The 24936-nt window shown below is 74.0% G+C and carries 22 protein-coding genes; 15 read left to right on the top strand and 7 right to left on the bottom strand.

All coding sequences use genetic code 11. The annotated features are described in order from the left end of the window. Positions 1–231: 231 nt before the first annotated feature. Positions 232–1098: a LysR family transcriptional regulator gene (locus tag QFZ64_RS02755; RefSeq protein ID WP_307061925.1), complete on the bottom strand. Its 867-nt coding sequence runs from the start codon at positions 1096–1098 to the stop codon at positions 232–234. A 95-nt stretch (positions 1099–1193) separates the two neighbouring features. Here QFZ64_RS02755 and QFZ64_RS02760 point away from each other — a divergent pair, with 95 nt between their 5' ends. The 3 genes from QFZ64_RS02760 to QFZ64_RS02770 all read left to right on the top strand — a co-directional run bounded on the left by QFZ64_RS02760 (position 1194) and on the right by QFZ64_RS02770 (position 3600). Continuing rightward, positions 1194–1511 carry a hypothetical protein gene (locus QFZ64_RS02760; RefSeq protein ID WP_307061927.1) on the top strand — a complete coding sequence of 106 codons (318 nt, stop codon included), beginning with the start codon at positions 1194–1196 and terminating at the stop codon, positions 1509–1511. Positions 1512–1839: 328 nt separating this feature from the next. Next, a complete protein-coding gene (locus QFZ64_RS02765; protein ID WP_307061929.1) occupies positions 1840–3093 on the top strand; it encodes an MFS transporter in 1254 nt (417 codons plus the stop codon). Between the two features lie 105 nt (positions 3094–3198). Further along, a complete protein-coding gene (locus QFZ64_RS02770; RefSeq protein WP_307061931.1) occupies positions 3199–3600 on the top strand; it encodes a hypothetical protein in 402 nt (133 codons plus the stop codon). A 79-nt stretch (positions 3601–3679) separates the two neighbouring features. Here QFZ64_RS02770 and QFZ64_RS02775 read toward each other — a convergent pair whose 3' ends face one another. Continuing rightward, positions 3680–5359, bottom strand: a complete 1680-nt coding sequence (locus QFZ64_RS02775) for a tannase/feruloyl esterase family alpha/beta hydrolase (RefSeq protein ID WP_307061932.1) — start codon at positions 5357–5359, stop codon at positions 3680–3682. Positions 5360–5753: 394 nt separating this feature from the next. Between QFZ64_RS02775 and QFZ64_RS02780 the strand changes: the two genes are divergently transcribed. Next, positions 5754–8186: a beta-L-arabinofuranosidase domain-containing protein gene (locus QFZ64_RS02780; RefSeq protein ID WP_307061934.1), complete on the top strand. Its 2433-nt coding sequence runs from the start codon at positions 5754–5756 to the stop codon at positions 8184–8186. A 143-nt stretch (positions 8187–8329) separates the two neighbouring features. Here QFZ64_RS02780 and QFZ64_RS02785 read toward each other — a convergent pair whose 3' ends face one another. Continuing rightward, positions 8330–8692 (bottom strand): DoxX family protein, encoded by a 363-nt coding sequence (locus QFZ64_RS02785; protein WP_307061936.1) that lies wholly within the window; start codon positions 8690–8692, stop codon positions 8330–8332. A gap of 275 nt (positions 8693–8967) precedes the next feature. Here QFZ64_RS02785 and QFZ64_RS02790 point away from each other — a divergent pair, with 275 nt between their 5' ends. Next, positions 8968–9912: a LysR family transcriptional regulator gene (locus QFZ64_RS02790; RefSeq protein WP_307061938.1), complete on the top strand. Its 945-nt coding sequence runs from the start codon at positions 8968–8970 to the stop codon at positions 9910–9912. On the opposite strand, the gene QFZ64_RS02795 is transcribed toward QFZ64_RS02790, so the two are convergent. After that, positions 9882–10937 carry a methyltransferase gene (locus QFZ64_RS02795; protein WP_307061940.1) on the bottom strand — a complete coding sequence of 352 codons (1056 nt, stop codon included), beginning with the start codon at positions 10935–10937 and terminating at the stop codon, positions 9882–9884. The genes QFZ64_RS02790 and QFZ64_RS02795 overlap by 31 nt on opposite strands. A gap of 139 nt (positions 10938–11076) precedes the next feature. Between QFZ64_RS02795 and QFZ64_RS02800 the strand changes: the two genes are divergently transcribed. The 6 genes from QFZ64_RS02800 (at position 11077) to QFZ64_RS02825 (ending at position 18842) form a co-directional block, all read left to right on the top strand. Further along, the gene (locus QFZ64_RS02800) at positions 11077–12204 is read left to right on the top strand and encodes a helix-turn-helix domain-containing protein (RefSeq protein WP_307061942.1); all 1128 of its coding nucleotides are present in this window, start codon (positions 11077–11079) and stop codon (positions 12202–12204) included. Positions 12205–12332: 128 nt separating this feature from the next. Then, a complete protein-coding gene (locus QFZ64_RS02805; RefSeq protein WP_307061944.1) occupies positions 12333–13835 on the top strand; it encodes an amidohydrolase family protein in 1503 nt (500 codons plus the stop codon). A gap of 44 nt (positions 13836–13879) precedes the next feature. Next, positions 13880–15013 (top strand): M20 family metallopeptidase, encoded by a 1134-nt coding sequence (locus tag QFZ64_RS02810; RefSeq protein ID WP_307071545.1) that lies wholly within the window; start codon positions 13880–13882, stop codon positions 15011–15013. Further along, positions 15010–15951, top strand: a complete 942-nt coding sequence (locus QFZ64_RS02815; RefSeq protein ID WP_307061946.1) for a GNAT family N-acetyltransferase — start codon at positions 15010–15012, stop codon at positions 15949–15951. Before QFZ64_RS02810 ends, QFZ64_RS02815 begins: the two co-directional genes overlap by 4 nt. Next, entirely contained in the window at positions 15948–17054 is a 1107-nt protein-coding gene (gene menC / locus QFZ64_RS02820; RefSeq protein ID WP_307061948.1) for an o-succinylbenzoate synthase, read from the top strand. The genes QFZ64_RS02815 and menC overlap by 4 nt, the downstream gene beginning before the upstream one ends. A gap of 90 nt (positions 17055–17144) precedes the next feature. Beyond that, positions 17145–18842 carry a CdaR family transcriptional regulator gene (locus tag QFZ64_RS02825; RefSeq protein ID WP_307061950.1) on the top strand — a complete coding sequence of 566 codons (1698 nt, stop codon included), beginning with the start codon at positions 17145–17147 and terminating at the stop codon, positions 18840–18842. A gap of 50 nt (positions 18843–18892) precedes the next feature. On the opposite strand, the gene QFZ64_RS02830 is transcribed toward QFZ64_RS02825, so the two are convergent. After that, positions 18893–20041: an NAD(P)/FAD-dependent oxidoreductase gene (locus QFZ64_RS02830; RefSeq protein WP_307061952.1), complete on the bottom strand. Its 1149-nt coding sequence runs from the start codon at positions 20039–20041 to the stop codon at positions 18893–18895. A 168-nt stretch (positions 20042–20209) separates the two neighbouring features. Between QFZ64_RS02830 and QFZ64_RS02835 the strand changes: the two genes are divergently transcribed. The 3 genes from QFZ64_RS02835 to QFZ64_RS02845 all read left to right on the top strand — a co-directional run bounded on the left by QFZ64_RS02835 (position 20210) and on the right by QFZ64_RS02845 (position 22725). Continuing rightward, positions 20210–20896, top strand: a complete 687-nt coding sequence (locus QFZ64_RS02835; protein ID WP_307061954.1) for a TetR/AcrR family transcriptional regulator — start codon at positions 20210–20212, stop codon at positions 20894–20896. A gap of 199 nt (positions 20897–21095) precedes the next feature. Next, entirely contained in the window at positions 21096–21716 is a 621-nt protein-coding gene (locus tag QFZ64_RS02840; RefSeq protein ID WP_307061956.1) for a DUF4232 domain-containing protein, read from the top strand. Between the two features lie 151 nt (positions 21717–21867). Next, the gene (locus QFZ64_RS02845) at positions 21868–22725 is read left to right on the top strand and encodes an HD domain-containing protein (RefSeq protein WP_307061958.1); all 858 of its coding nucleotides are present in this window, start codon (positions 21868–21870) and stop codon (positions 22723–22725) included. 39 nt (positions 22726–22764) lie between these two features. On the opposite strand, the gene QFZ64_RS02850 is transcribed toward QFZ64_RS02845, so the two are convergent. After that, on the bottom strand, positions 22765–23682 hold the full coding sequence (locus QFZ64_RS02850) for an alpha/beta hydrolase (RefSeq protein ID WP_307061960.1): 918 nt from the start codon (positions 23680–23682) through the stop codon (positions 22765–22767). Positions 23683–23760: 78 nt separating this feature from the next. Between QFZ64_RS02850 and QFZ64_RS02855 the strand changes: the two genes are divergently transcribed. Next, on the top strand, positions 23761–24228 hold the full coding sequence (locus QFZ64_RS02855) for a MarR family winged helix-turn-helix transcriptional regulator (RefSeq protein ID WP_307061961.1): 468 nt from the start codon (positions 23761–23763) through the stop codon (positions 24226–24228). Between the two features lie 67 nt (positions 24229–24295). On the opposite strand, the gene QFZ64_RS02860 is transcribed toward QFZ64_RS02855, so the two are convergent. Further along, the gene (locus QFZ64_RS02860; protein WP_307061963.1) at positions 24296–24745 is read right to left on the bottom strand and encodes a cyclase family protein; all 450 of its coding nucleotides are present in this window, start codon (positions 24743–24745) and stop codon (positions 24296–24298) included. Between the last annotated feature and the right edge of the window lie 191 nt (positions 24746–24936).

Here is a 24936-nt window from a genome sequence, read left to right on the forward strand (position 1 = left end):
GCGCCTCCCGCGGGTCGTCCGGCAGGTACACCACCGGTACCCGCCGCCCGGTCGCAGGCCCGAGACCGCTGCCCCGGGCCCGGGGCGAGAACTCCACCCGGTGTCCCCTCAGGTCGCTGAAGGCGATGACGGGGACCCGGGCGGGCCCGTCGTCGCCGGTTGCCCGGCACTCCGGTTACGCAGCGCCCCGGTCACGGCGTGCGGCGTGCGGCACGCGCCCGGAGGGCGGCCTCACCCCTCCCCCGCCGCACCCGCGGCCTCCACCGCCGCGGCGACGAAGGAGGCGACCGGTCGGCGGCGGTCCTCCTGCGCCCAGGCGACGACGAGCGCGCTGCGGGCCGCGTCGGCCACCGGCCGGTAGACGAGGCCGGGTTGGGCCGGCAGGGCCAGCGAGCGGGGCAGGACCGCGACCGTGCGCCCCAGCCTGATCAGGTCCATGAGCACCGCCCCGTCCTCGACCTCGGGCCCCGGCCGGCCCTCGGGCGCGCCGGTCCAGCGCACGCCCTTCCAGCGGGGCAGTGGCTCCTGGGCCAGGTCGGCGAGGGTGACCTCGGAGCGGGTGGCGAGCCGGTGGCCGGGCGGCAGGATGGCGACGCGCCCCTCGACCGTCAGGGTCTCGTGGTCGAGGCCGGTCGTGTCGTCGAACGGCACGTAGAGCAGGGCGACGTCCGCGCGGCCGTCGCGCACGTGGTCGGCGCGGTCGGTGGCGCCGCCGAAGAGGATGTCCACCTGGTGGGCGTCGGGCCGGCGGGCGTAGGCGGCGAGGATGCCGGACAGGAGGTTGGCGTCACCCCCGGCCTTGATCACCAGTCGCAGCCGGGTGTGCCGGTCGCCGGCCCGGCGGGCCATCTCGACGGCGGCGCCGACGGCGTTGAGCGCGTGCCGGCCGTGGGTCAGGAGCGCCTCGCCCGCCGGGGTGAGGGCGACATGTCTGCTGGAGCGGAGCAGCAGTGCCGTCCCGAGCCGGGACTCCAGCCGCCGGACCGCCTTGGACAGGGCGGGCTGCGCGATCGCCAGCCGGGTCGCGGCGCGGCCGAAGTGCAGTTCCTCGGCGACGGCGACGAAGTACTCCAGCTCGCGGGTCTCCAGCTCGGCCATGCGGACCAGCGTACCGTCCGATCCATTCCCAGGAGGCATCGAACGGGGTCGGACGGATCTTGGACGGGTGGAGGAAATGCCTGTTCACTGGCGTCATGATTCACCACACGATGATCGTCGCGTTCGACAGTCCCATTCCCGCGAGTGAACTGGAGCAGTACCTGAAGGAGTTCGAGGAGCTGGTGGCGGCCTCCGGCCTGATCGAGACCTGCGTGGTGCGGCCGCACCTGCGCGTCCCGGGTGACGACCACGCCCCGGTGGCCGTCGCCGACGCGATCGTGCAACTGGGGGTGAGTGACTTGGACGCCCTCGAGGCCAGTTTCGCCATGCCCGGCGTCGGCGAGTTCATCGGGCGCTGGCAGGCCCGCCATCCGTACAAGGCGATCTGGGCCAACCACGAGCCGCTGGCCTGAGCCCGCGGGCGCGGGAGGCGTCCGCCCGTACTGCTCGGATGCCCTTGGAACCCGCACGTCCGATGTGAGGGATCGTGCGGGGGATGAGGTCCGCGCGACAGCTCCCGGTGCCCGTCCGCCCGGTGCACACGGCACGTGGTGACACGTTTCACACGGAGTGCGCTTTGTGGCCGGAATAGGCGGGCCGTTGCCGTGGCTGCACCGTCGGGGGCTCGCCCCCGTCTCAGGGGGCCGCCGAGCGACGGTGCTCGGCGCGAGCCGGACGATTGTGTCCCACGCCCGCGCCGCCGGCCCCGCGGCCGTCGCTCACGAAAGGTTCCACCTCCCCATGCCACTGGCTCTGCTGGCCCTGGCTGTCGTCGCTTTCGGCATCGGCACGACCGAGTTCGCCACGATGGGCCTGCTGCCCCAGATCGCCGACGGGGTCGGCGTGTCCGTACCGCACGCGGGGAATCTCGTCTCGGCCTACGCGCTCGGCGTCGTCGTCGGGGCGCCCGTACTGACGGGGATCGGCGCGCGCATCCCCCACAAGCGGCTGCTGCTGCTCCTGTCGGGGATGTTCGTCGTCGGCAACGTGGCCTCCGCCTTCGCGCCGTCCTTCTCCCTGCTGTTCGCCGCGCGGTTCCTGGCGGGGCTGCCGCACGGCGCGCTGTTCGGCGTCGGCGCGGTCGTGGCCTCGCGGCTGGTCCCGCCGGACCGGGCGGGGCGCGCGGTGTCCCGGATGTTCCTCGGGCTCACCGTGGCCAACATCATCGGTGTGCCGGCGGGCACCGCGCTCGGGCAGCACCTGGGCTGGCGGTCGGCGTACATCGCGGTCGGCGTCCTCGGGGTCCTCGCCCTCTTCATGCTGGCCGTCTTCGTGCCGCACCAGCCGCGCGGGCGGCAGTCGGGGATCCGTCACGAGCTGCGCGCGATGAGCAACAGGCATGTGGGGATCGGCGTGCTGACGGCGATCGTCGGCTTCGGCGGGTTCTTCGCCGTCTACAGCTATCTCGTGCCCATCCTGACGCATGTGACGGGCATCTCCGACTCCTCGACGACGCTCGTCCTCTCGCTCTACGGCGTCGGCATGACCGTCGGCACGCTGGTCGCGGGTCCGCTCACCGACCGTGCCCTGCGGCCGACGCTGTACGCGGGACTGTCCTCGCTCGCCCTCGCGTTGCTGGCCTTCTACTTCACGGTCCACTCCACCGTGCCGGCCCTGGTGACGCTCGTCCTCATCGGTGCGCTGGGGGCCCTGGTCACCACGCCCGTCCAGATGCTGCTGATGGCCAAGGCGAAGAACGCGCCGACGATGGCGGCGGCCTCCAACCACTCGGCCTTCAATCTGGCGAACGCCGGCGGTGCCTGGCTCGGCGGACTGGCGATCTCGGCGGGCTGGGGCTGGACCTCACCCGCGCTGGTGGGCGCGGTACTCGCGGCGGCGGGCCTCGCCCTGGCGGTGGCCGGCGGGCTGGTGGACCGGGGCAGTCCCTCGGAGGTGGTCACCTCGGCCGGTGCCGGCCAGGAACCGGCCACGCTCCCGGCGACGCCGCTCCCGGAACCGGCTCCGGCCCCCGAGGAACCCTCGCGCCGCGGGTAACGGCACATCGGGGCATCGGGTCGGGTCGGGTCGGGTCGGGCAACGGCACCTCGGGGAGCGGTGCTTCCGGGCCCGTTGTCAGTGGCGTGCGCCAGTATCGGCGACATGACACCTCTGCTTCTCACCGACATCGAAGCCGCCGTCCGCGCCGGTTGGGGCGCCGACACGGCCACGCCCGAGTACCGGGCACAGTGGACGGTGGACAATCCGGCCCGGGACCAGTGCCCGGTGACCGCCCTGGTGCTCCATGACCTGCTGGGCGGTGAGCTGCTCCGCGGCGAGGTCCTCGTCGACGGGGAACGCGTGGACTACCACTGGTGGAACCGGCTGGGTACGGGCGTCGAGATAGACCTCACCCGTGAGCAGTTCGGCCCGGAGGAGAAGGTCACCGAGGGCACCGCGATACCCCGCCCGCCCACGACCGAACTGCGCAGGCTGCGCGAGGAGTACGAGCTCCTCCGTGACCGCGTCATGGAGCGGCTGGAGAGGCGGCGGTCGTCGATGTGAACCGGTTCCCGGTTCCGCACCGGCCGCCGCCGGTTTGGGCCGGCCGCCGCCGGTTCCGCGGCGGTCGGCCCGGGCTCCGTCAGCGTGTGCAGACGAAGCTCGCGGCGCTGTCCTGGTCGCCCGCGCGGTGCCGGGGCCACTCGGGGTACTCGCACAGGGGACGGGTGCGGTGGTGGGCCGCGTCGGACACGACCGGGTTCCTCGGCGCACGCCCCTGCTCGACCCACTGTTCGAGCGCGGTGAGCGAGTCCCAGCTCGCGGCGAACGCCGGCGTGCCGAAGTTCGCGTGGTTGGCGCCGGGTACGACGTAGTACCGCAGGAAGTCGTGGGTCGGCCGGGCCCCCACCGTGGCGCGTACCCGCTCGTAGTAGTCGTTCGTCGAGCGGGGCGAGACCAGCTCGTCCGCGGCGCCGTGCAGCAGGAGCAGCTTGCCGCCGGCGCGGGCGAAGGGACGCAGATCGGCGTTGTTCCGGTCCTGGATCGTGGACAGCCGGCTGATGCGGTCGAGCCATTTCCCGGGGTGCCGGGGGTCGATGTCGAGGGAGTTGTGGTGCGGGTCGCGGGTGAGGAAGTACTTCACCCACTGGTCCCAGTACTGCATGCCGTAACCGCTGGTCACCGGCATGGGGTCGGCCGGGGCGGTGGTGCCGAAGCCGAGGAACGGCGTCCTCATGTCCGCCCCGGAGAGGAACGGGAAGCCGGGGTACTGGCTCTCGCCGCTGGCGACCCGGTAACCCCACCTGAAGGGGGAGGACATGGCGTTCACGGCCTTGATCTGCGGGTCCGACAGACACGTGGGGCCGGTGTCGGCGCCGCGCGGGCAGCGCAGTGTGACGGGGTCGAAGTGGCAGCCGTCCGGGTCGGAGACGACGCCGTCCTCGGCACCGTCCAGGCCGTCGCACGTGTGGCGGACGCTGTCGTACAGGAGCGTCTGCTTCTCGACCCCGGGAAAGGCGCCGGGGCGGGACAGGATCTGGGTCAGATACCCGAGGTCCAGGGCCTCCGCGAGGTTGTTCCAGGCGGGGTAGCCGGAGATGACGCCGTCGAACGCCCGCGGCCAGCGCTGGGCGACGACGAGGGCCTCGCGGCCGCCGGTCGAGCCGCCTGCGAAGAAGGTGTGCGCGGGCTCGGCCCGGTAGGCCCGGCGGAGGAGGAACAGGCTCGCGTCGCGTGTCTTCTTGAGGGCGTCACCGGCGGAGAAGTTGCGCAGCGCCTCGTCGTTGGCACCGAACGAGCCGTCCAGGGAGGGTGGGGCGGTCGGACTCTGCCGGTGGCCGGAGTCACTGGCGAAGGTGGCGTATCCGCGGGCCAGCGGCGCCGGCGCGTCCGTGGGGCCGAACGGCACGTTCCCGGTCAGATCCGGGACAGTGCCGTTGTAGCCGCCGCCCCCGAACATCAGCGCCTTGTGGTTCCAGTCCTGAGGCAGGGCGACGCGCATCGTGATGTCGGGCGCGGACGGATCGACGGGGAACAGGTGGGCCTCGACCTGGCAGTACTCGACCGTCGTGCCGCTGACGACACCGGTCACGACCGAGGCCGACGTGACGCGGCCCCCGGTCGTCGGCAGGCTCATGACCGACGCCGGGATCGTCGTCCCGTCCAGGGCGGCGCACCGGGGCGCCGTCGTCGAGCCGCCCGGCGCGGCCGGGGGTGTCGCGGCCTCGGCCCCGAGCACCTGGGTCACGCCGGCCGACAGGACCATGCTCGCCAGCACGGCGAACCGGCGGGCCCTCGCACCTCTTGCCGATGTACTGCTCACGCCGACCTCTTCTCTGTGTCGCACGGGCACGGATCACGGGCTGAGTGATGCCGCGACAGTAGGGCGCTGTCATGCTGCGGTTGAGGGGTGTACCGCACACTCCTCGTGACCGTGTGGTGGGGTAATGCTCCACCTGCCGCCGCGCCCGTCCTACCCGCCTCGCCGCCGTCGGCCGCGTATCCGCACCTGCCGCGGAGCGCTCCGCACCCCATTCACTGCGCGCACGGTGGACAGCCCCTCCCGGCCGTGGTGTCATACCTGCGGCTATTCCCACGTTGTAAAGACGTCGCTCTCCCCGGCCCCACCGACGCGACAACGAGGTCGGGATCTGAACCCCACGTGTCACAAGCACGCCCACGCCCGCTCCCGTATCCGTGAGAAGGCAGGTCACCGCATGTCCGTCAGCAGACGCACACTCCTCGGTGCCGGCGCCGCGACGCTCGGCGCGGCAGCGCTCGGCGGGCCGCTCGCGGTCCCGGCCGTCGCGGCCCCGGCGACCGGGGCTGCCCCCACCACCCCGGCCGGCCGCCGAGGGACGGGAGCGCGGACCCCCGACGCCTTCCGTCGGCTGCCACCCGGCAGCGTGACCGCCCGCGGCTGGCTCGCCGGGCAGCTCAAGCTCCAACTGGACGGTCTGTGCGGCCGGTACGAGGAGGCCTCCCACTTCCTCGACTTCGCCTCCAGCGGCTGGGTGCACCCGGAGCGCGACGCGTGGGAGGAGGTGCCGTACTGGTTGCGCGGCTACCTCCCGCTGGCCATCGCCACCGGCGACGAGCACGCGCTGTCCCGCTCCCGCCAGTGGATCGACGCGATCCTGGCCACCCAGCAGGACGACGGCTTCTTCGGGCCCCGAGCACTGCGCACCTCACTGAACGGAGGGCCGGACTTCTGGCCCTTCCTCCCGCTGTTGCAGGCCCTGCGCACGCACGAGGAGTACAGCGGGGACACGCGTGTCGTCCCCTTCCTCACCCGGTTCCTGCGGTTCATGAACGCGCAGGGCCCCGGCGCCTTCAATTCGAGCTGGGTCTCCTACCGCTGGGGCGACGGGCTCGACGTCGCCGTGTGGCTGTACGACCGCACCGGCGAGTCCTTCCTGCTCGACCTGGCGGCGAAAATGCACTCCCAGGGCGTCGACTGGACGGGCGCCACACCGACCCGGCACAACGTCAACATCGCCCAGGGCTTCCGTGAACCCGCCCAGTACGGCCGGCTCACCGGCTCCGCGGACCTGACCCGGGCGACCTACCGGGCCTACGACACCGTCATGACCGCCTACGGGCAGTTCCCCGGCGGCGGACTGGCCGGCGACGAGAACTACCGGCCCGGCTTCGGCGACCCCCGGCAGGGCTTCGAGACCTGCGGCATCGTGGAGTTCATGGCCAGCCACGAGCTGCTCACCCGGCTCACCGGCGACCCGGTGTGGGCGGACCGCTGCGAGGACCTCGCTTTCAACATGCTCCCGGCCTCCCTCGACCCGCGGGGCGCGTCCATCCACTACGTCACCGCCGCCAACAGCATCGACCTCGACAACCGGCCCAAGACGCAGGGGCAGTTCCAGAACGGCTTCGCCATGCAGGCCTTCCAGGCCGGCGTGGACCAGTACCGGTGCTGCCCGCACAACTACGGCATGGGCTGGCCGTACTTCACCGAGGAGCTGTGGCTCGCCACCCCCGACCAGGGGCTGGCCGCGGCGATGTACGCGCCGAACACGGTCCGCGCCCAGGTGGCCGGCGGCACGACGGTGACGGTCACCGAGGAGACCGGCTACCCCTTCACGGACACCGTCACCCTCACCGTCGCCACCCCCCGCCCGGTGCGCTTCCCGTTGCGGCTGCGGGTGCCCGGCTGGTGCCGGAAGCCCGAACTGAGCGTCGGCGGAAAGCCCGTCGCGGCCCCGGACGGACCGGGCTGGGCCGTCGTCACCCGTACCTGGCACGACGGCGACGTGGTCCGGCTGCGGCTGCCCCAGCAGGCCCGGCTGCGGCAGTGGCCCGGGCAGCACGGGGCGGTGAGCGTCGAACGCGGCCCGCTGACGTACTCCCTGCGGATCGGCGAACGCTACGACCGCTACGGCGGCACCGGCACCTTCCCCTCCTACGAGGTGCACGCCACCACCGCCTGGAACTACGGCCTCGTCCCGGACACACCGCTCACCCTCGCGCGCAGCGGCGGCCCCGTCCCCGAACAGCCCTTCACCCAGGACACCGTTCCGCTGCTGCTGACCGCGCGGGCGCGGCGGATCGAGGAATGGGTCGCCGACGACGAGCACGTCGTCGCCCCGCTTCAGGACGGCACCGCGCGCAGTACCGCGCCGGAGGAGACCGTCACCCTCGTACCGATGGGCGCGGCCCGATTGCGCGTGACGTCCTTCCCCACGGCCGCGCCCGACGGGCGGGCGTGGACGCCGGAACCGCCGTTCCGCCGGATAGAGAACAGGAACAGCGGAAAGGTCCTCGCCGTGGACGGCATGTCCACGGAGAACAGCGCACGCGTCGTGCAGTACGACAACACCGGCACCGGCGACCACGCCTGGCAGCTCGTGGACCGGGGCGAGGGCTGGTATCTGATCCGCAACGGCCAGAGCGGCAAGGTACTGGGGGTCGACGGCATGTCCACGGCCAACAGCGCGATCGTCGTCCAGTACGAGGACAACGGCACCGCCGACCACCTCTGGACGTCGGTCGACAACGGCGACGGCTGGTACCGGCTGCGCAACCGCAACAGCGGCAAGGTGCTCGGCGTGGACGGCATGTCGACCGCCGACAGCGCGCAGGTGGTCCAGTTCGACGACAACGGGACCGCCGACCACCTCTGGCGCTTCCTGTGAGGCGGCTGAGGCGGCGCGCGGGACGGTGACCTCTCCCGCGCGCGCCCCGGCAGGAGGGCCGGTGCGGTCACGACCACGCCGCGGTCACGGTCACGGTCCGGACGGTCATGTCCGCGCCGTGGCCGCGGTCGCCGTCCGCACGGTCATGTCCAGGCCGTCGCCGTCCACGCGGTGACGGCCGCGGTGAGCAGGAGCGCCAGGTTGAGGGCGATCTGCCGGTCGCCGCGGCGCAGATGGACCCTACTCGCCCCGATCTGCAGGAGCACGAGTCCGACGGCGGCGGCCACGGCCAGCCAGGGGGCGACACCGGTCAGCGGCGGGAGGACCAGTCCCATCGCGCCGAGCACTTCCAGAACGCCGATGGCCCGCACCACGGGCATCGGGGTGGTGTCCACCCACTCCATCATCGGCCGGAGCCGTTCCCGGCTGCGGATCACCTTCACGCCTCCGCCGTAGAGGTAGAACAGGGCGAGCAGCCCGGCGATGATCCAGTGAGCGGTTTTCACGAGCGCGTCCCTGTGGTGGAGGAGGGGTGCTCCGTCGCGGACGACGGGAGCTCTTGCGGCAGTGCGCGGCGGAACGTCGTTCCCGGCCGTGCCCCCGATCCCACCGCCCGGGCGGGCCCGCTGTCCAAGTCCCGTCGCGCAGTCTCGATACCGTACGGGTATCGGCGCAGCAGGGGCGTACCGCGAGGCAGGCGCCCTCGACCGCCGATTATCGTGTACGCAATTCCGCCGGGAGGTCATTGCGGCCACGGCAACCCGGCCGCGACAATCGGCGCATGGATCACGTGGATCTGAATCTCATCGAGGTGCTGGACGCGCTGCTCGCCGAGAACAGCGTGACGAGGGCCGCGGAACGTCTGCACACCTCGCCGCCGGCCGTCAGCCGTGCGCTGGCCCGGTTGCGGCGCGCCTTCGCAGATCCGCTCCTGGTGCGCGCGGGGCGTGAACTCGTGCCCACGCCACGGGCGTTGGAGCTGCGCGGTGAGGTGCACGCGGTCGCCGCGCGGGCGCGGGCGCTCTTCGCGCCCTCGGCCGTCGCCGATCCCCGCACCGCCGTCCGCATGTTCGACCTCCAGGTCACCGACATGCTGTCCACGACATTCCTGCCGTCGCTCATCGACGATCTGCGGGTGCAGGCGCCCGGCATCTCGCTGCGGCTGCGGCCGGAGAACATCGAGGACACCCCCGCTCTGCGGGAGGGTCTGGTGGACCTGGAGATCGGGATCATCCGCGCCGGCGACCCCGAGATCCGCTCCGCGCCCCTCCTCACCGAGACGCTGATCGGCGCGGTGCGGCCGGAGCATCCGCTGGCGGCCGCGAAGACCGTGACCGCGCGGCGGTTCGCCGCCGCCGACCACATCGCGGTGTCCCGGCGCGGCCGGACCCACGGGCCGATCGACGACCGCCTCGCGAGCCTGGGTCTGAGCCGGCGCGTGGTCGCGGTGGTGCCCACGTTCGCGAGCGCGCTGTTCATGGCCCGCGAGACCGACGTCGTCTGCGTCGCCCCGGCCGGGCTGGGGCGGCGGATGCTCGAGGCCCTGGGACTGTGCGCCTTCCCGATCCCGCTGGAGCTGCCGACCCTGGAGATCGGCATGGCGTGGCATCCGCGCAACCACCACGACCGCACCCACCGGTTGCTGCGTGCCCGCACCCGGCACCTCATGACCGCCGCGGGCGTGCCGCACAGCGGTCAGACCGCCTCGAGCTCCATGCAGGAGTAGCCACCGCCGACGGGGTACGTACGGCCGCGCCGCCACCCGGTGGCGGCGAAGAGGGCGTCGAACTCGTCGAGGTCGCGCTCGACACCGCCGGTGACGCAGAGCATGGCCATGTCCGAGATCGCCGCGAAGTCGGGCTCGCCGAGTTCGCCGACGAGGGTCTCGACCACCAGCGCACGACCGCCCTCGCGGGACGCGGCGCGGCAGTTGGCCAGGATGCGCGTACAGCGCTCGTCGTCCCAGTCGTGCAGCACGGTCTTGAGCAGGTGGAGGTCCCCGGCCGGCACCTCGGTGAAGAAGTCGCCGGCCACGCCGGTGAACCGCTCGGACAGGCCCCGCCGTTCGGCCTCCTTCACCGCGCCGTCGACGGCGTGCGGCAGGTCGAGCACCTTGCCGCGGAGCGCGGGATCGGCCTCCATCAGCGTCATGACGAGGTGTCCGTCGGCGCCGCCGACGTCGACCGCGGTGGTGGCCCCCTTGACGTCGGCCTCGGCCGCCACACCGTGGGTCACCAGGGCGGACATGTCGCTCATGGCGTCGGCGAAGACCCGGGCCGACTCGGCGTTCTCCGGCTGTCCGTAGTAGTCGAAGATGTCCGCGCCCAGCACCTTCTTCGCCTGGCTGGCGCCCTCGCGCACCGCCTCGGGGAACAGCCCCCAGGGGCCCCAGTGGGAGGGCCCGGCCTGGATCAGCAGCAGGGAGCGCAGGGAGCCCGGCACCCCGGCGCGCAGCAACTGTCCGCGTCCGGTGAGGCCGAAGCGGCCCTCGCCCTCGTAGCTGAGCACCCCCAGCGAGGCGGCCGCGCGCATCAGCCGGTAGGTGGCCCCTTCGTGACTGCCCTCCCGCCCGGCCACTTCCTTGGCCGTGAGCGGTTCGGCGGCGAGGTGGTCGACGATGTCGAGCCTGACGGTGGCGTGCAGGATCTGGACCACCGCGCCGCCGGTGAGCATGTTCAGCAACTGCGCGACGTCCGCCGCCGGGTCGGGGGCGGGGCCGTCGGCGGCCCGGTGCGTGGGGGTCTCGGTCATGGAACGCAACCTCGTCGGCTTCGGTGGTGACGGACAAGAGGTCTGTAGTGTCGACGCGGCCGGGGCGAAGGCGCATGCATCTGCGTGCCAGTCGGCCGGGACTTCCGCGTCGGGGACGCGATACGAGGGTGGGACGGCGATGACGGCACGGCGGCCTGGAGCGGGAGCGACACCGGGGGCGCGGGCGGGCGCGGGAGAGGGAGCGGGCGCGAGCGCGGGTCCGCACACGGGCGCGAGTTCAAAGGCGGGTCCGGGCACGGCTTCGGGCACGGGCGCGAGGCCGGCTCCGGATACGTACGGGCCGGGGACGACGTTCGCCGCGGACGTCACCGGGGCCGCACCGGGCGCCCGCGGCTTCGACGTCTTCCGGCGGGAGTGGGAGGCGCAGACGGGCGAGGCGCTGCCGTTGCCGTCGTTCGACACCGGCGCGTCCGGCGCCTTCCGGATCGGTGTGCGGGCGGCCAAGGTCCATGACGCGGTGGTCGCGGACGTGCGCTTCGCTCGTTTCCTCGGCCGTCCCTCGGGATCGCACGAACTCGGCGACCGGGTGCTCGTGCACCTGATGACGCACGGTTCCTGGCGCTTCGTCGGACTCGGCGGGGACGGCGGGAGCGCCACCGTCACGGCCGGGTCCTTCCTCGCCCGCCGCAACGGCGCGCCCGCACTGTTCGACGTGGCGCCCGGGTCCCGGGCGACGGTACTGATCCTGCCCACCTCGGTCCTCGGCGGCTCCCTCGGCGCCCGTCGGCTGCTCGGCTCCAGCGGCTCCGCCGCGATGCGGGTGCTGACGGCCCACGCCCGCATGGTCCGCGAGACGGCGCACGAGCTGGGCCGGCCCGGTGTGCTCGCCTCGCGCGACGCACTGGTCGAACTCGCCAGAGGGGCGTTACGGCAGGAGTTCGACGACACCGAGCCCCGGCTGTCCCCCGCGCTCGCCCGCGCCGCGATGCTCCTCGCCGACGAGCACCTGACCGACCCCGGCCTGACCCCCTCCTCGCTCGCACGCCGGCTCAACGTCTCGCTGCGTACGCTGCACCGCGCGTTTGCCGGCACCGGGGAGCCGGTGGCCGCGTACATCAGGCGCCGGAGGCTGGAGTGCGCGCGGCAGGAGCTGCTCGCTCCCGGTAACGCGCCCAGCGTCACGGAGGCCGCCGCCCGCTGGCACTTCACGGACGGCAGCCACTTCACCCGCGCCTTCAAGAGGCAGTACGGGGAGACCCCCACCCAGGTGAGGGCGCGCATTGCGCCGTCGCCACGGTCGCGCTGAGCGGGGCCCCGCCCCTGCCGTACCGCCGCCGGGCGGCTCCGCTTCGTACGGGACGACGGACATGCGTACGTCGGTTCGTTCGTGCGTACGAACCCAAGGCGGTGGGGGCGCTCCTAGGGTCGGGACCCGTGGCGGACGTTCGTCAGGAGGCGGCCATGCAGACGTTGGTGCGGGGTGGCCGGTGCGTCGACCCGGACACGGGGTTCGACGGGCCGGCCGACGTGCTCGTCGACGGCGGCAGGATCGCCGCCGTCGGGCCCGGCATCGAGGCACCGCCGGATGCGGTGGTCGTCGAGGCCGGCGGGCTGGTCGTCGGACCCGGTTTCGTCGATCTGCACAGTCATGTGCACTCGGTCGCCGGGCAGCGTCTGCAGGCGCTGGACGGGGTGACCACGGCGCTCGATCTGGAGGCCGGGCTGATGCCGGTCGCCCGTGCCTATGCGGACGCGGCCGCCGAGGGGCGCCCGCTGCACTACGGCTTCTCCGCCTCCTGGGGCGGCGCGCGGGCGCGGGTGCTGACCGGGCGCACGCCGGACGCCCGGTTCGAGTCGGCCATGGCCGTGCTGGGCGACCCTCGCTGGCAGCGCACCTCCACCCCGCGCGAGCTGGCCGCCTGGCTGTCCCTGCTGGAGGACGAGCTGGCCGACGGCGCGCTCGGCATCGGCGTCCTGATGGGGTACGCGCCGGCGAGCGACCCCGCGGAGTACCTCGCCGTGGCCCGGCTGGCGGCGCGGGCGGGGGCGCCGACGTTCACGCACGTCCGCGAGCTGACCGAGGTGGACCCGGCCACGCCCGTGGACGGGTCCGCGGAGGTGGCGCGGGCGGCGGCCGAGACCGGTGCGGCGATGCACCACTGCCATGTGAACAGCACCTCCGGTCGGCACGTCGACCGGGTCCTCGGAACACTGGAGGAGTCGCGGCGGGCGGGATCACGGGTGACGGTGGAGGCGTATCCGTACGGGGCGGGCAGCACGGCGATCGGTGCGGCGTTCATCGATCCGGAGCGGCTGCGCGCGAAGGGCCTCGGTCCGAGGAGCGTCGTCATGGTGGAGACGGGTGAGCGGATCGCCGACGAGTCACGGTTGCGCCTGCTGCGCGAGCGGGACCCCGGTGCCCCCTGTCTGCTGGAGTTCCTCGACGAGGGCGCCACCGGCGACCGGGCACTGCTGCGGCGCGCACTGGCCTTCCCGGACGCGGTCGTCGCCAGCGACGCGATGCCGGTGCACTGGCCGGACGGCCGGCACGACAGCGCCGAGTGGCCGCTGCCGCCCGGCGGGGCGACACACCCGCGCACCGCCGGGACCTTCGCCAAGACCCTGCGCCTGATGGTGCGGGAGTCCGGCGCGTGGAGCTGGACGGAGGCGTTCCGGCGCTGTTCCTACCTGCCGGCGCGGGTCCTCGACGAGGTCGCCCCGGCCGCCCGTGCCAAGGGCCGGCTCTCGGTCGGGGCCGACGCCGACCTGGTGGTGCTCGACCCGGGGACGGTCACCGACGCGGCGACGTACGCCGACCCCACCCGGCCCTCCGTGGGCGTGCGGCACCTGTACGTGGCCGGGGTGCCGGTGGTCACGGAGGGCGCCCTGCGCACCGACGCGTTCCCCGGACGGCCACTGCGCGGGGAGGCACGATGACGACGCCGGACCCCGGCGCGAAGACGACACCGGACCCCGGCACGATGGGCGCGCCGGACCTCGGCGCGCTGCTCGCCGACATCGAGACCCTGGTGACCTGCGAGTCGCCGTCGACCGACCACGAGGCGCTCGCGCGCAGCGCGGCCGAGGTGGCCGCGATCGGCCGGCGTCTGCTGGGTGCCGACCCGGAGTACCTGGTGACCGACGGGTGCACTCATCTGCGCTGGCGGTCCGGCACGGGTCCGGCCCGGGTGCTGCTGCTCGCGCACCACGACACGGTCTGGCCGCACGGTTCGCTGCGCACCCACCCGTACGGCGTGCGCGACGGGGTGCTGCGCGGTCCCGGCTGCTTCGACATGAAGGCGGGCCTGGTGATGGCGCTGCACGCCGCCGCGGCCCTCCCCGAGCGGGCCGGGGTGACGATCCTGGTCACCGGGGACGAGGAGATCGGCTCGCCCCGGTCCCGGACGCTGATCGAGAAGGAGGCGCGCGGCTGCCAGGCCGTGTTCGTACTGGAGGCCTCGGCGGACGGGGGCGCGCTGAAGTGCCGCCGCAAGGGGGTCTCGCAGTACCGGATCGAGGTCGTGGGCCGGGCCGCGCACTCCGGGCTCGAACCGGAGAAGGGCGTGAACGCGGGGGTGGAACTCGCGCACCAGATCCTCGCCGTGACCGGGCTGGCCCACCCGGCGCGCGGGACGACCGTGGTGCCGACGGTCCTGTCGGCCGGCACGACCGTGAACACCGTGCCGGCCGCCGCCGTCGTGGCGCTCGACGTGCGGGCCTGGGACCTGGCGGAGCAGGAACGCGTGGACGAGGGGCTGCGCGCCCTGCGTCCGGTGCTGCCCGGTGCGGTCGTGCGGGTCACGGGCGGGGTGAACCGGCCGCCGCTGGAGGCGGCCGCGTCCGGCGCCCTGTTCGCCCTCGCGGACTCCCTCGCGCGGGGACTGGGTCTCGGACCGCTCGCCGCGGCGGCGGTCGGCGGCGCCTCGGACGGCAACTTCACCGCCGGACTGGGCGTTCCCACACTGGACGGCCTCGGCGCGGTGGGCGGCGGCGCGCACGCCGACGACGAGCACGTCCTCGTCGCGGAACTGCCGGGCCGCACCGCGCTGTTGACCGCGCTGATCGAGGCGGTGCTGGAGCGCCGTCAGGGTCCGGCGGAAGAGGTGCCGCGATGACCGGGCACGGGCCGCGCACGCCGGGCGCCGCGTCCGGGCCGTCGCCTTCGGTGCCGGCCGAGGCCGAACGCACCGCCGCAGAAACCCTGCGCACCCTCGCAGAGGCCGAACACGCCGCCGCCGAGGCCGCCCGGGACGCGAAGGTGACCGTCCGCGAGCTGGCGGAGGTCGCCGACCTGGCCGCCGTCTCGCGGCTCCTTCGGTCGGTCTGGCGGTCGGAACCCGGCAACGGCCCCGTGCCGTCGGAGTTGCTGCGGGCGATGACCGTGGCGGGGAACTACGTGTCCGGCGCGTTCGACGGTGACGGCGGCGAACTCCTCGGCGCCTGCTTCGGGTTCTTCGGCGCCCCCGCGCACGGCTCCCTGCACAGTCACATCACCGGCGTCCTCCCCGCCGGACTGGGGCGCGGCCTGGGCCTCGCGCTCAAGCTGCACCAGCGCGCCTGGGCACTGCGCCGGGGCGCGGACACCATCTCCTGGACGTTCGATCCGCTGGTGTGCCGCAACGCCCACTTCAACCTGGCGAAGCTGGGCGCCCGTCCGGTCCGGTACGTGCCCGACTTCTACGGTCCGCTGCACGACGGCATCAACGGCGCGGGCGCCACCGACCGGCTCCTGGTGGACTGGGACCTCACCGGTGCGGCGGGGCCGGGCAGCCGGGCGCCCGTGGACGCGGCGGCGCTGCGGGCGGGGGGCGCCGTGCCCGCGCTGTCGGCCGGCGCGGGCGGCCGGCCGGTGACCGGCGCGGACGACGGGCCGGTGCTCCTGGTGGCGGTGCCGCCCGACATCGAGGAACTCCGGCGGACCGACCCCGAGCTCGGCCGGGCGTGGCGGCCGGCGGTGCGGGAGGTGCTGGGCGGCCTGATGGCCGAGGGCGCGGAAGTCACCGGGTTCGACCGGGCCGGGTGGTACGTCGTGGAGAGGAAGCGGGACTCGTGAAGCTCGACGGTGTGGAACTCCTGCGGGTACGGATGCCGTTGCGGACGCCGTTCCGGACCTCGTTCGGCACGCAGCACGTGCGCGAACTGCTGCTGGTGCGGGTGGAGACGCCGGACGGCGAGGGGTGGGGCGAGTGCGTGGCGATGGCCGACCCGCTGTACTCGTCGGAGTACGTCGACGGTGCCGCGCACGTCCTGCGCGAGCACCTGGTGCCCGCCCTGCTGCGGGCCGGCGAGGTGAGCGCGCACCGGGTGGCGCCGCTGCTGGCCCCGTTCAAGGGGCACCGGATGGCGAAGGCGGCGCTGGAGATGGCCGTGCTCGACGCCGAACTGCGCTCCCGTGGCGCCTCGTTCGCCACCGCGCTCGGCGCCACGAGGGACGCGGTGCCGTGCGGGGTCTCGGTCGGCATCATGGACTCGGTGCCCCAACTCCTGGACGCCGTCGGCGACTACCTCGCCCAGGGGTACTCGCGGATCAAGCTGAAGATCGAACCCGGCTGGGACGTGGAACCGGTCCGTGCCGTGCGCGAACGCTTCGGTGACGACGTGCTCCTCCAGGTCGACGCCAACACCGCGTACACGCTCGCCGACATCCCCCGGCTGCGCCGACTGGACCCGTTCGACCTGCTGCTGATCGAGCAGCCGCTGGACGAGGAGGACGTCCGCGGCCACGCCGAGCTGGCCCGGCACCTGACCACGCCGATCTGTCTCGACGAGTCGATCGTGTCGGCCCGTTCGGCCGCCGACGCGATCGCGCTGGGCGCCTGCGGCATCGTGAACATCAAGCCCGGGCGGGTCGGCGGTTATCTGGAGGCCCGGCGCGTGCACGACGTGTGCGCGGCGCACGGGGTGCCGGTGTGGTGCGGCGGCATGCTGGAGACGGGGCTCGGCAGGGCGGCGAACGTCGCGCTGGCCGCGCTGCCCGGGTTCACCCTGCCCGGCGACACCTCGGCCTCCGACCGCTACTACCGCACGGACATCACCGAGCCGTTCGTCCTGGACGCCGGGCACCTGCCGGTGCCGTCCGGTCCCGGCCTCGGCGTGGTCCCGGTCCCGGAGGCGCTGGCGGAGGTGACGACGGGGACGGAACGGCTGGGGGCGTGAGGCCGTGGCGGGCGACGGAACGGCTGTTAGATTTCCTCCCCCGGTACGAACGGAGCCGGGTGTGCCTACGAGGCCGAGGTGGTGGCGCCGGTGATCGGAAGACCGCGTACGCGACTGAGCCGGGTGCTCGACGACCTCGGGGGCGTCCTGCTGGAGCCGGTCGCGGGGGTACGGCGCCGGGGCGCCCGGCTGGACCACGTGGTCATCCACGATCCGCTGGACACCGCGCCCGGACAGGGGCCGGACGCCACGGCCCCGGACCCGTTGGGCACCGGCGTCGCCCATGCCGTGGTGCTGTGCGTCGGCGTGCGCGCGCCGGACGATCTCGTCCGGCTGCTGCGCGCGTACGGCGGCCGGGACGCGACCGCGCTCGTCGTCCGACAGCCGGTGGAGGCCACGCCCGAGGTGGTGCGTGCCGCCGAGGCGTCGGGCGTCGCCCTGCTGGGGCTGGCCGCCGGTGCCTCCTGGGCGCAGCTCGCCGCGATGCTCCGGTCCGTGCTGGCCGAGGAGGACCTCGGTGACGCCTCGCCGCAGACCCTCGACGGAAGACCGGCCGGGGACCTGTTCGCCGTGGCCAACGCGGTGGCCGCGCTGCTGGACGCCCCGGTGACCATCGAGGACCGGGCCTCGCGCGTGCTCGCCTTCTCCGGGCGGCAGGACGAGGCCGACCAGCCCCGGGCGCGGACGATCCTGGGCCGGCAGGTGCCCGAGCACTTCACCCGCCGTCTGGAGGCCAACGGCGTGTTCGAGCGGCTGTACCGCGAGCGGGGCCCCGTCTACGTCGATCCGCGGTCGCAGGACTTCGAGATGGGCATGCCGCGGGTGGCCGTCGCGGTCCGCGCGGGCGACGAGATCCTGGGTTCGGTCTGGGCGGCGGTCCCGGGTCCCCTCGGCGCGGAGCGCGCGCAGTCGCTCGTGGACGCCGCCAAGGTGGTGGCGCTGCACATGCTGCGGCTGCGGGCGGGCGCCGACGTCGAGCGGCGGCTGCGGGCGGACCTGGTGAGCACGGTGCTGGAGGGCGGCACGGCGGCCCCGGAGGCGCTCGCCCGCCTCGGCCTGCTCGGCCGGCCGCTGGTCGTGCTGGCGATGGGTGTGGCCGATCCGCCCGGGGTGACGACTCCGGAGGAGGACGTCAGCCGGACGGCCGGCCGGCAACGGCTCACCGACGCGCTGGCGACGCATCTGAGCACGGTGCAGCCGCGTTCGGCGGTCGCGTTGCTCGGGGACGTCGCCTACGGGATCGTTCCGCTGCCGGGCGGCCGGCCGGAGGGCGTGGCGCGGGCGCTGCGCCTGGCCTCGGCGTTCCTGGAACGCACCGGGCGCGGTACCCGGGCGGCGGCGATCGGCATCGGTCCGCCCGCCGAGGACGGGGCCGGGGTACGGCGTTCGCGCGAGGACGCGGACCGGGCCCTGCGGGTCCTGCTCACGGCGGGCCGGGGCCGCCGGGTCGCCACCTCGGAGGACGTCCACATCGACGCCCTCCTGCTGGAGCTGTCCGACCTCGCGGCGGCCCGCGGCGACCGCCCGACGGCGGCGATCGCCCGCCTCCTCGACCACGACGCGCGGCACAGTTCCCGTCTGGTCCACACCCTGCGGTGCTGGCTGGACGCGTTCGGCGACGTGCCGGCGGCGGCGGAGCGGGCCCACGTCCATCCCAACACCTTCCGCTACCGGCTGCGCCGCCTCGCCGAGGTCGCCGGGCTCGACCTGACCGACCCCGACCAGCGTTTCGCCGCGATGCTGCAGTTGCGGCTGCTGCCCGCGCCCGAGGGCACGCCGGAGGTGTGAGGGCGGCGACGGGGCTCGGCGCGGGACGGGCGGGCGGCCGGGCCCGGTGCTCAGCCGCGGGACGGGCCGGCGGCCGGCTGGGCGGCGGTGAACATGCCGACGAGGCCGTGCGGGGCGTCGTCGCCGAGCATCAGAGGGAGGAGTGCGGCGGCCTCGGCGGCGTGCGCGGCGCTGCGCGGGACCAGGGCGGCCTCGTAGGCGGCGAGGGCGTTCTCGGTGTCGTCGGGGTGGGCGGCGAGGGCCTTGCCGAGTTCCGCGCCGTCGAACATGGCGGCGTTGGCGCCCTCCCCGGAGGGCGGCATGAGGTGGGCGGCGTCGCCGAGGACGGTGACCCCGGGGCGCCGCTCCCAGCGGTGTTCGTTCGGCAGCGTGTGCAGGACGCGCGGCACGGGCGCGGTCTCCGCGTCGGTGAGCAGCGCGGTGAGCGCGGGCGCCCAGCCCTCGAACTCCTCGGCGATCCGGGCCGTGGCCGCGGCGGCGTCGGTGAAGTCGATGCCGTCGATCCACTCCCGTCCCTTGAGGAGCTGGACGTAGGTGTGCAGCACCCCGCCCGGTTCGCGGTGGGCGGTGATCCCCTTGCCGGGGGCGAGCGCGAACATGGAGCCGCCGCCGACGGCCGCGGCGCTCGCGGGGTGGCGCTCGTCGCTGTCGAACAGGTAGGTCTCGACGAACACCGCGCCGGCGTACTCGGGTTGCGCCCCGGACAGCAGGGGGCGGACGCGTGACCAGGCGCCGTCCGCGCCGACCAGGAGACCGGTGGTGACCGCCGTGCCGTCGGCGAAGGCGACCTCGTGGCGGCCGTCGCCGAGGGAGCGGGCGGCGGTGACCTTGTGTCCCCAGCGCACGGTGCCGGCGGGCAGGGAGTCCAGCAGGAGCTGCCGCAGCTCGCCGCGCAGCACCTCGGGGCGCCTGCCGTGGCCGTCGTCGGGCCGCTCGAACACGAGGTTGCCGTGCTTGTCGAGCACGCGCAGTGCCTCGCCGCCCTGGTGGACGAGGCCGAGGAACGCGTCGAAGAGACCGGCGTCCTTGAGGGCGAGCTGCCCGTTGTGGTCGTGGATGTCGAGCATGCCGCCCTGGGCGCGGGCGGTGGGCGAGGCCTCCGCCTCGTGGACGGTGACCGGAATGCCGTGGACGTGCAGAACCCGGGCGAGCGTCAGCCCGCCGAGCCCGGCGCCGATGATCGTGACGGGAGTGGTCATGGTGCCACCTCACTGGTACGTGCGTGCGGCCGTCGGGGCGGTGCCCGAAAGACGGCCGGGGAGCGTCTGGAACGACGTTCCACGACCCCCACACTGGAACAGCGTTCCAGGCCATGTCAAGCTGGAACGCCATTCCAGCCGCAGGCCGTGCCGTCTAGAATGAGCGGCATGGCAAGCAGAACGCGTGGTCCGGAGCGCCGTCGGGAGCCGCTCTCCCGGGAGCGCATCGTCGCGGCCGCCGTGGAACTCCTGGACACCGTGGGCGAGGGCGGGCTGACGTTCCGCGCGCTCGCCGAGCGCCTCGCGACGGGACCCGGGGCGATCTACTGGCACGTCGCGGGCAGGTCCGAGCTCCTCGCCGCCGCCACGGACGCCGTCCTCACGACCGCCGCCGTCGGCGACGACCCCGACGCGACGCCGCACGAGACGGTCCGCGCCCTCGCGCTCGGCCTCTTCGACGCGATCGACGACCACCCCTGGGTGGGCACGCAGCTCGTGGGCACACCGTCGCAGTCACCGATGCTGCCGGTATTCGAACAACTCGGCCGCCAGGTCCGGGCGCTGGGGGTGCCGCGGGGCGCCTGGTTCTCCGCGGTCTCCGCGCTGTGGAACTACATCCTCGGCGTGGCGGGCCAGAACGCCGCCAACGCCCGGATGCCGCAGCCCGCCACCACGGACAGGACCGCGTACCTGGGCTCCGTCGCGGACGACTGGGCGGCCCTCGACGCCGACCGGTACGCGTTCACCCGCGCTGTCGCCGGCCAGTTGCGCGAGCACGACGACCGGGCCGAGTTCCTCACCGGCATCGACCTCATCCTGACCGGCATCACCACGCACCGATGGCCCACCGGCTGACCGGGGACGCCTCGCACGGAGGGCCACCGGCTGACACCCGGGCGTCGGCACACACGGAAAGTCATACCGGTTCCCGGTGAACTTCCCGGCCCGCTCCCCCATCGAATCTCGTGTACGACACGTGCCCGGCGCGTGGACGGGCACCCGACCCCTCCGTCGCCCCGCACACACGCACACACCCGAGTGGAGAGCGATCGCTGTGACCGAACACCGGACCACCCTCACCGCCACCGGACAGCCCCCTGCCGCCCGTCCGACCGCCGTGCGCCGCGCCGACCGCCGTTTCGGCCGCGTGGCCCTCGCCGTGGCCGCCGTCGCCGGGCTCGGCCTCGCCGGCGCGGCCCCCGCGCGGGCGGCGGACACCGGCTCCGCGAGCGGCACGGCGTCCACGCCGACCTGCTCCGCCGCCGCCCTGAAGACCACCCTCGGCCGGAACCTGACCGGCGGCATGAACCACGAGGGGGTCGTCCTGACGTTCCGCAACCTCAGCGGCACCACGTGCGCGCTGCGCGGCTTCCCCGGGCTGGGCCTGGAGGACGCGGCGCATCGCGTGCTCCCGACCCACACCCACCGGGGCGACACCTGGTACGCCGGCGACCCCGGCACCAGGACCCTCCGCCTGAAGGACGGCGAGGCGGCGGAGGCGGTCGTCGCCTGGACCCACGTCAACGCCGGGACCTCCGACGCCGTGCACGCGTCCTATCTGGAGATCACCCCGCCCGCGGCCACCACGCACCGGACGCTGGCCTTCCCCGAGTGGGTCGACAACGGCGACCTGCACGTCACCGCCCTGGCCCGGCACATCGACGTGCCGGGCTGACCTCCGGCGCACGGACGCGCGCAGGGCCTCTGCGCCACGGCGGGACGGGATGGCGAGAAGGCGTGGCCACCCGGCATTTTCGCCACTGTCGAGCCGTCGGTGCCGTTCATAGGCTCCTGGCATCAATCGCTCGACCACCGAGGAAGAGGTCATGCGCGTGTTCGACAAGAGCGGGTTCACCGAGGGCGACGAGGGTGCCGGGAGGGACGAGGAGAGGGCCTTCAGCCGACGTGCCGCGCTGGGGCGGGGCGCCGGTGTGGCCGCGATCGGCCTGGCCGCCGCGCTCACCGGCGCCGTGGCCGCCCCGGCCGCCGCCGCGGCCCCGGGATGGACCCGACGGGCGGACGGCGGCGGCGCAAGCGGCGGAGCGCTGCCCAGGTCCGTGGCGGGAATCCGCGTACCCGACGGCGAAGTGGCCCGCAGGGCGGCGGCGTTCGCCCGCGAGGCGTCCTCCGAGACGCTGTTCAACCACGTCATGCGCAGCTACCTGTTCGGCTGCGCGCTGTTCGACGGACGCGGGATCCCCTACGACCGCGAACTCGCGTTCCTCTCGGCGGTCCTGCACGACCTGGGGCTGGTCGAGGCGTACCGGACCCCGGACGAGCGCTTCGAACTGGACGGTGCGGACGCCGCGCAGCGGTTCCTGAAGGCGCAGCACGTTCCGGACGACCGGATCGCGGTCGTGTGGGACGCGATCGCCCTGCACACCAACGTCGCCATCGCGGCCCGCAAGCGGCCGGAGATCGCCATGGTGTCGGTCGGCTCCGGGGCCGACTTCTCCGGCAACGGCATCGACCGGATACCGTCCGGCGCCCTGGAGGAGATCCTCGGCGCGTTCCCCCGTAAGGGCTTCAAGCAGGACGCCGTCGACACCATGCTGTCGCTGTGCCGCACCAAGCCCATGTCGGTGCTGATGCACCCCTTCGCCGAGGTCGGCCGCCGCCACATCCCCGGCTTCGCGGTGCCCACGGTGGAGGACCTGGTGCTCGCGGCGCCCTTCACGGACTGAGGAGCGCCTTCTCCCCCGCGCGAGGGTGACACCGTTCGCTCACGCGCTCACGCGGGTGTCCCGGGCGCGGATCCGCTGGGTGAGGAAGAGGGCCGCGCGGTCCAGCGCCTCCTCCGCCTCGTCCAGCTCGCCGACGAGCGCCTGGAACACGTGGGGTGCGTCGGCGGTGACGTCGAGGACGACGTCCACTCCCGCCTCCCGGGCGCGGACGGCGAGGCGCGTGGAGTCGTCCAGCAGGAGTTCGTTGGTGCCCACCTGGAGCAGCATCGGGGGGAAGCCGGTCAGGTCGGCGTGGACGGCCGGGCTGAGCAGCGGCTGGTGCGGGTCGGCCCCGGCGAGGTAGAGGGCCCCGGTCCGGTCGAAGTCCGCGCGGGTGAAGACCGGGTCGGCGCCCGCCTTGCCCTCCATGCTCTCGCCGCTCCGGGTGGCGTCCAGGCCCGCGGAGAACGCCACGATGCCCGCGGGCATGGGCAGGCCCGCGTCCCGGGCGGCGAGGCAGGTGGTGACGGCCAGTCCGCCGCCCGCGGAGTCCCCCGCGAACACGACGGCCGTGGGGTCCTCGCCGCTGTCGAGGAGGGCGCGGTACGCGTTGACGCCGTCGTCCGTCGAGGCCGGGAACGGATGTTCGGGGGCGAGACGGTAGTCCAGCGAGTACGCCCCGAAGCCGGTCTTGGCGACGAGGTGTCCCGTCAGGGACAGGGCCGTCTCGGGGGAGCCGAACACCCAGGCACCGCCGTGGAAGTAGAGGATCGTGCCGGCGCGCGGTCCGTCCTCCGGCTCCACCCGCAGGGCCGGCCGCCCGCCGAGTTTTGACGCCCGCGTGCGGATGCCGTCGGGCACCTTCATGCCGGCCATCAGCGCACGGAACCCGGCGCGCAGTTCCTCGACCGTGGCGGGACCCTCGTGACGCCCCTGCCGCATCATGGCGTCGACGCGGACACGCTGTTCTCTGCTCATACTGGTGTGCTCCCCAGGAGTGAATGGCTGTCGCTACTCGCCCCACGGGGGAAAGTAGCTGCCGCTACACTATATGCCGTGGCATATAAATCAAGCGACGCGATCGATCTGGTCGCCCTCTTCGACGACCTGGTCCGCTGCGAGACACGTGTGTACAACGCCCTCAGCGACCGCCTCCGCTGCGAACACTCCCTCGTGACCTCGCAGTTCGAGTCCCTTCGGCATCTGCGCGACCACCCCGGGGCCCGGGTGGCGGACATCGCCGCCGCGTTCGCCATCGGGATCGGCGCGACCAGCAAGGCCGTGGACCGGCTGGAGAAGCAGGGGTGGGTGGTCCGGCAGCCGAACCCCGACGATCGCCGGTCCAGCCTGCTCGCGCTGACCGACGAGGGCGCGCGGCTCGCCGACGCGGCCGAGCGGACGGCCACCGAGTGCCTCACCGAGCTGATCGGCGAGGCGCTCGGCGGTTCGCCGGCCACGGCACGGGCCCTCGCGGACCTGCGTGCCGCACTGGAACGCGATCGGATCGGCACCCCGACGGGCTGACCGCGACCAGCCGGCCGCCCTCGCACACGGGGGCCGGGGGCCTGGTGTCACGGCGAGCCGTGCGCACTCACGGGGCGACGGCCGGGAGCCGTGGCGTGCGCCGGTCGTCGCCCGATCGGAACAGGGCGATCGGATCGACCGGTACGCCGCTGAGGCCGTGGATGCGCGGCGGGGCCACGGTGAGCAGGAAGCTGTAGCGCCCCGGTCGCGCACACAGGGCCGCCAGGTCGTCCGGCCGCTGCACGTCGATCAGCGGCATCGCCGTCCGGCCGAGCGCCACCCCGTGCAGCGGGGAGGGCTCGTCCGGGTTCAGCGGAGGGTGCGCGTCACCCCTGTCCGGGACGACGACCGCGCTCTCCCGGCGGCGCATCCACCGCACCGCGTCCAGGCCGATCCCCGGACTCGGCGTGTCGGCCCGGCCGCGTCCCGTCCGGCCGAGCCGGACCACCAGCGCGTCGCCGGAGCCCACCTCGACCCCCTGCCGCCTCTCGGCCCCCTCGAAGTCGTCCGACGTCACCGCGCAGGCGGGGGGCAGGGGCCCCGTCGACGGCCAGGTCGAGCAGGACTCCGCGCGTCACTGTCCCGGCCGCGAAGGCGGTGGTCGACGCGTGCGTGATGCCGAGGGGGGGACGACCTCCGCCCTCGGGCGGCCCCGATACACCTGCCCGTCGGTGGACCAGTGCGCGAGCGCGTCGAGGTGCGGGGAGC

The organism is Streptomyces sp. B3I8, assembly GCF_030816915.1.
Taxonomy (GTDB): domain Bacteria; phylum Actinomycetota; class Actinomycetes; order Streptomycetales; family Streptomycetaceae; genus Streptomyces.

Excerpts from the sequence above, each read along its gene's own strand:
- QFZ64_RS02830 (WP_307061952.1), bottom strand. The coding sequence starts at position 20,041 with ATGACCACTCCCGTCACGATCATCGGCGCCGGGCTCGGCGGGCTGACG.
- QFZ64_RS02765 (WP_307061929.1), top strand. The coding sequence starts at position 1,840 with ATGCCACTGGCTCTGCTGGCCCTGGCTGTCGTCGCTTTCGGCATCGGC.
- QFZ64_RS02780 (WP_307061934.1), top strand. The coding sequence starts at position 5,754 with ATGTCCGTCAGCAGACGCACACTCCTCGGTGCCGGCGCCGCGACGCTC.
- QFZ64_RS02800 (WP_307061942.1), top strand. The coding sequence starts at position 11,077 with ATGACGGCACGGCGGCCTGGAGCGGGAGCGACACCGGGGGCGCGGGCG.
- QFZ64_RS02790 (WP_307061938.1), top strand. The coding sequence starts at position 8,968 with ATGGATCACGTGGATCTGAATCTCATCGAGGTGCTGGACGCGCTGCTC.
- QFZ64_RS02815 (WP_307061946.1), top strand. The coding sequence starts at position 15,010 with ATGACCGGGCACGGGCCGCGCACGCCGGGCGCCGCGTCCGGGCCGTCG.
- QFZ64_RS02760 (WP_307061927.1), top strand. The coding sequence starts at position 1,194 with ATGATTCACCACACGATGATCGTCGCGTTCGACAGTCCCATTCCCGCG.
- QFZ64_RS02810 (WP_307071545.1), top strand. The coding sequence starts at position 13,880 with ATGGGCGCGCCGGACCTCGGCGCGCTGCTCGCCGACATCGAGACCCTG.
- QFZ64_RS02835 (WP_307061954.1), top strand. The coding sequence starts at position 20,210 with ATGGCAAGCAGAACGCGTGGTCCGGAGCGCCGTCGGGAGCCGCTCTCC.
- QFZ64_RS02845 (WP_307061958.1), top strand. The coding sequence starts at position 21,868 with ATGCGCGTGTTCGACAAGAGCGGGTTCACCGAGGGCGACGAGGGTGCC.
- QFZ64_RS02795 (WP_307061940.1), bottom strand. The coding sequence starts at position 10,937 with ATGACCGAGACCCCCACGCACCGGGCCGCCGACGGCCCCGCCCCCGAC.
- QFZ64_RS02770 (WP_307061931.1), top strand. The coding sequence starts at position 3,199 with ATGACACCTCTGCTTCTCACCGACATCGAAGCCGCCGTCCGCGCCGGT.
- QFZ64_RS02850 (WP_307061960.1), bottom strand. The coding sequence starts at position 23,682 with ATGAGCAGAGAACAGCGTGTCCGCGTCGACGCCATGATGCGGCAGGGG.
- QFZ64_RS02755 (WP_307061925.1), bottom strand. The coding sequence starts at position 1,098 with ATGGCCGAGCTGGAGACCCGCGAGCTGGAGTACTTCGTCGCCGTCGCC.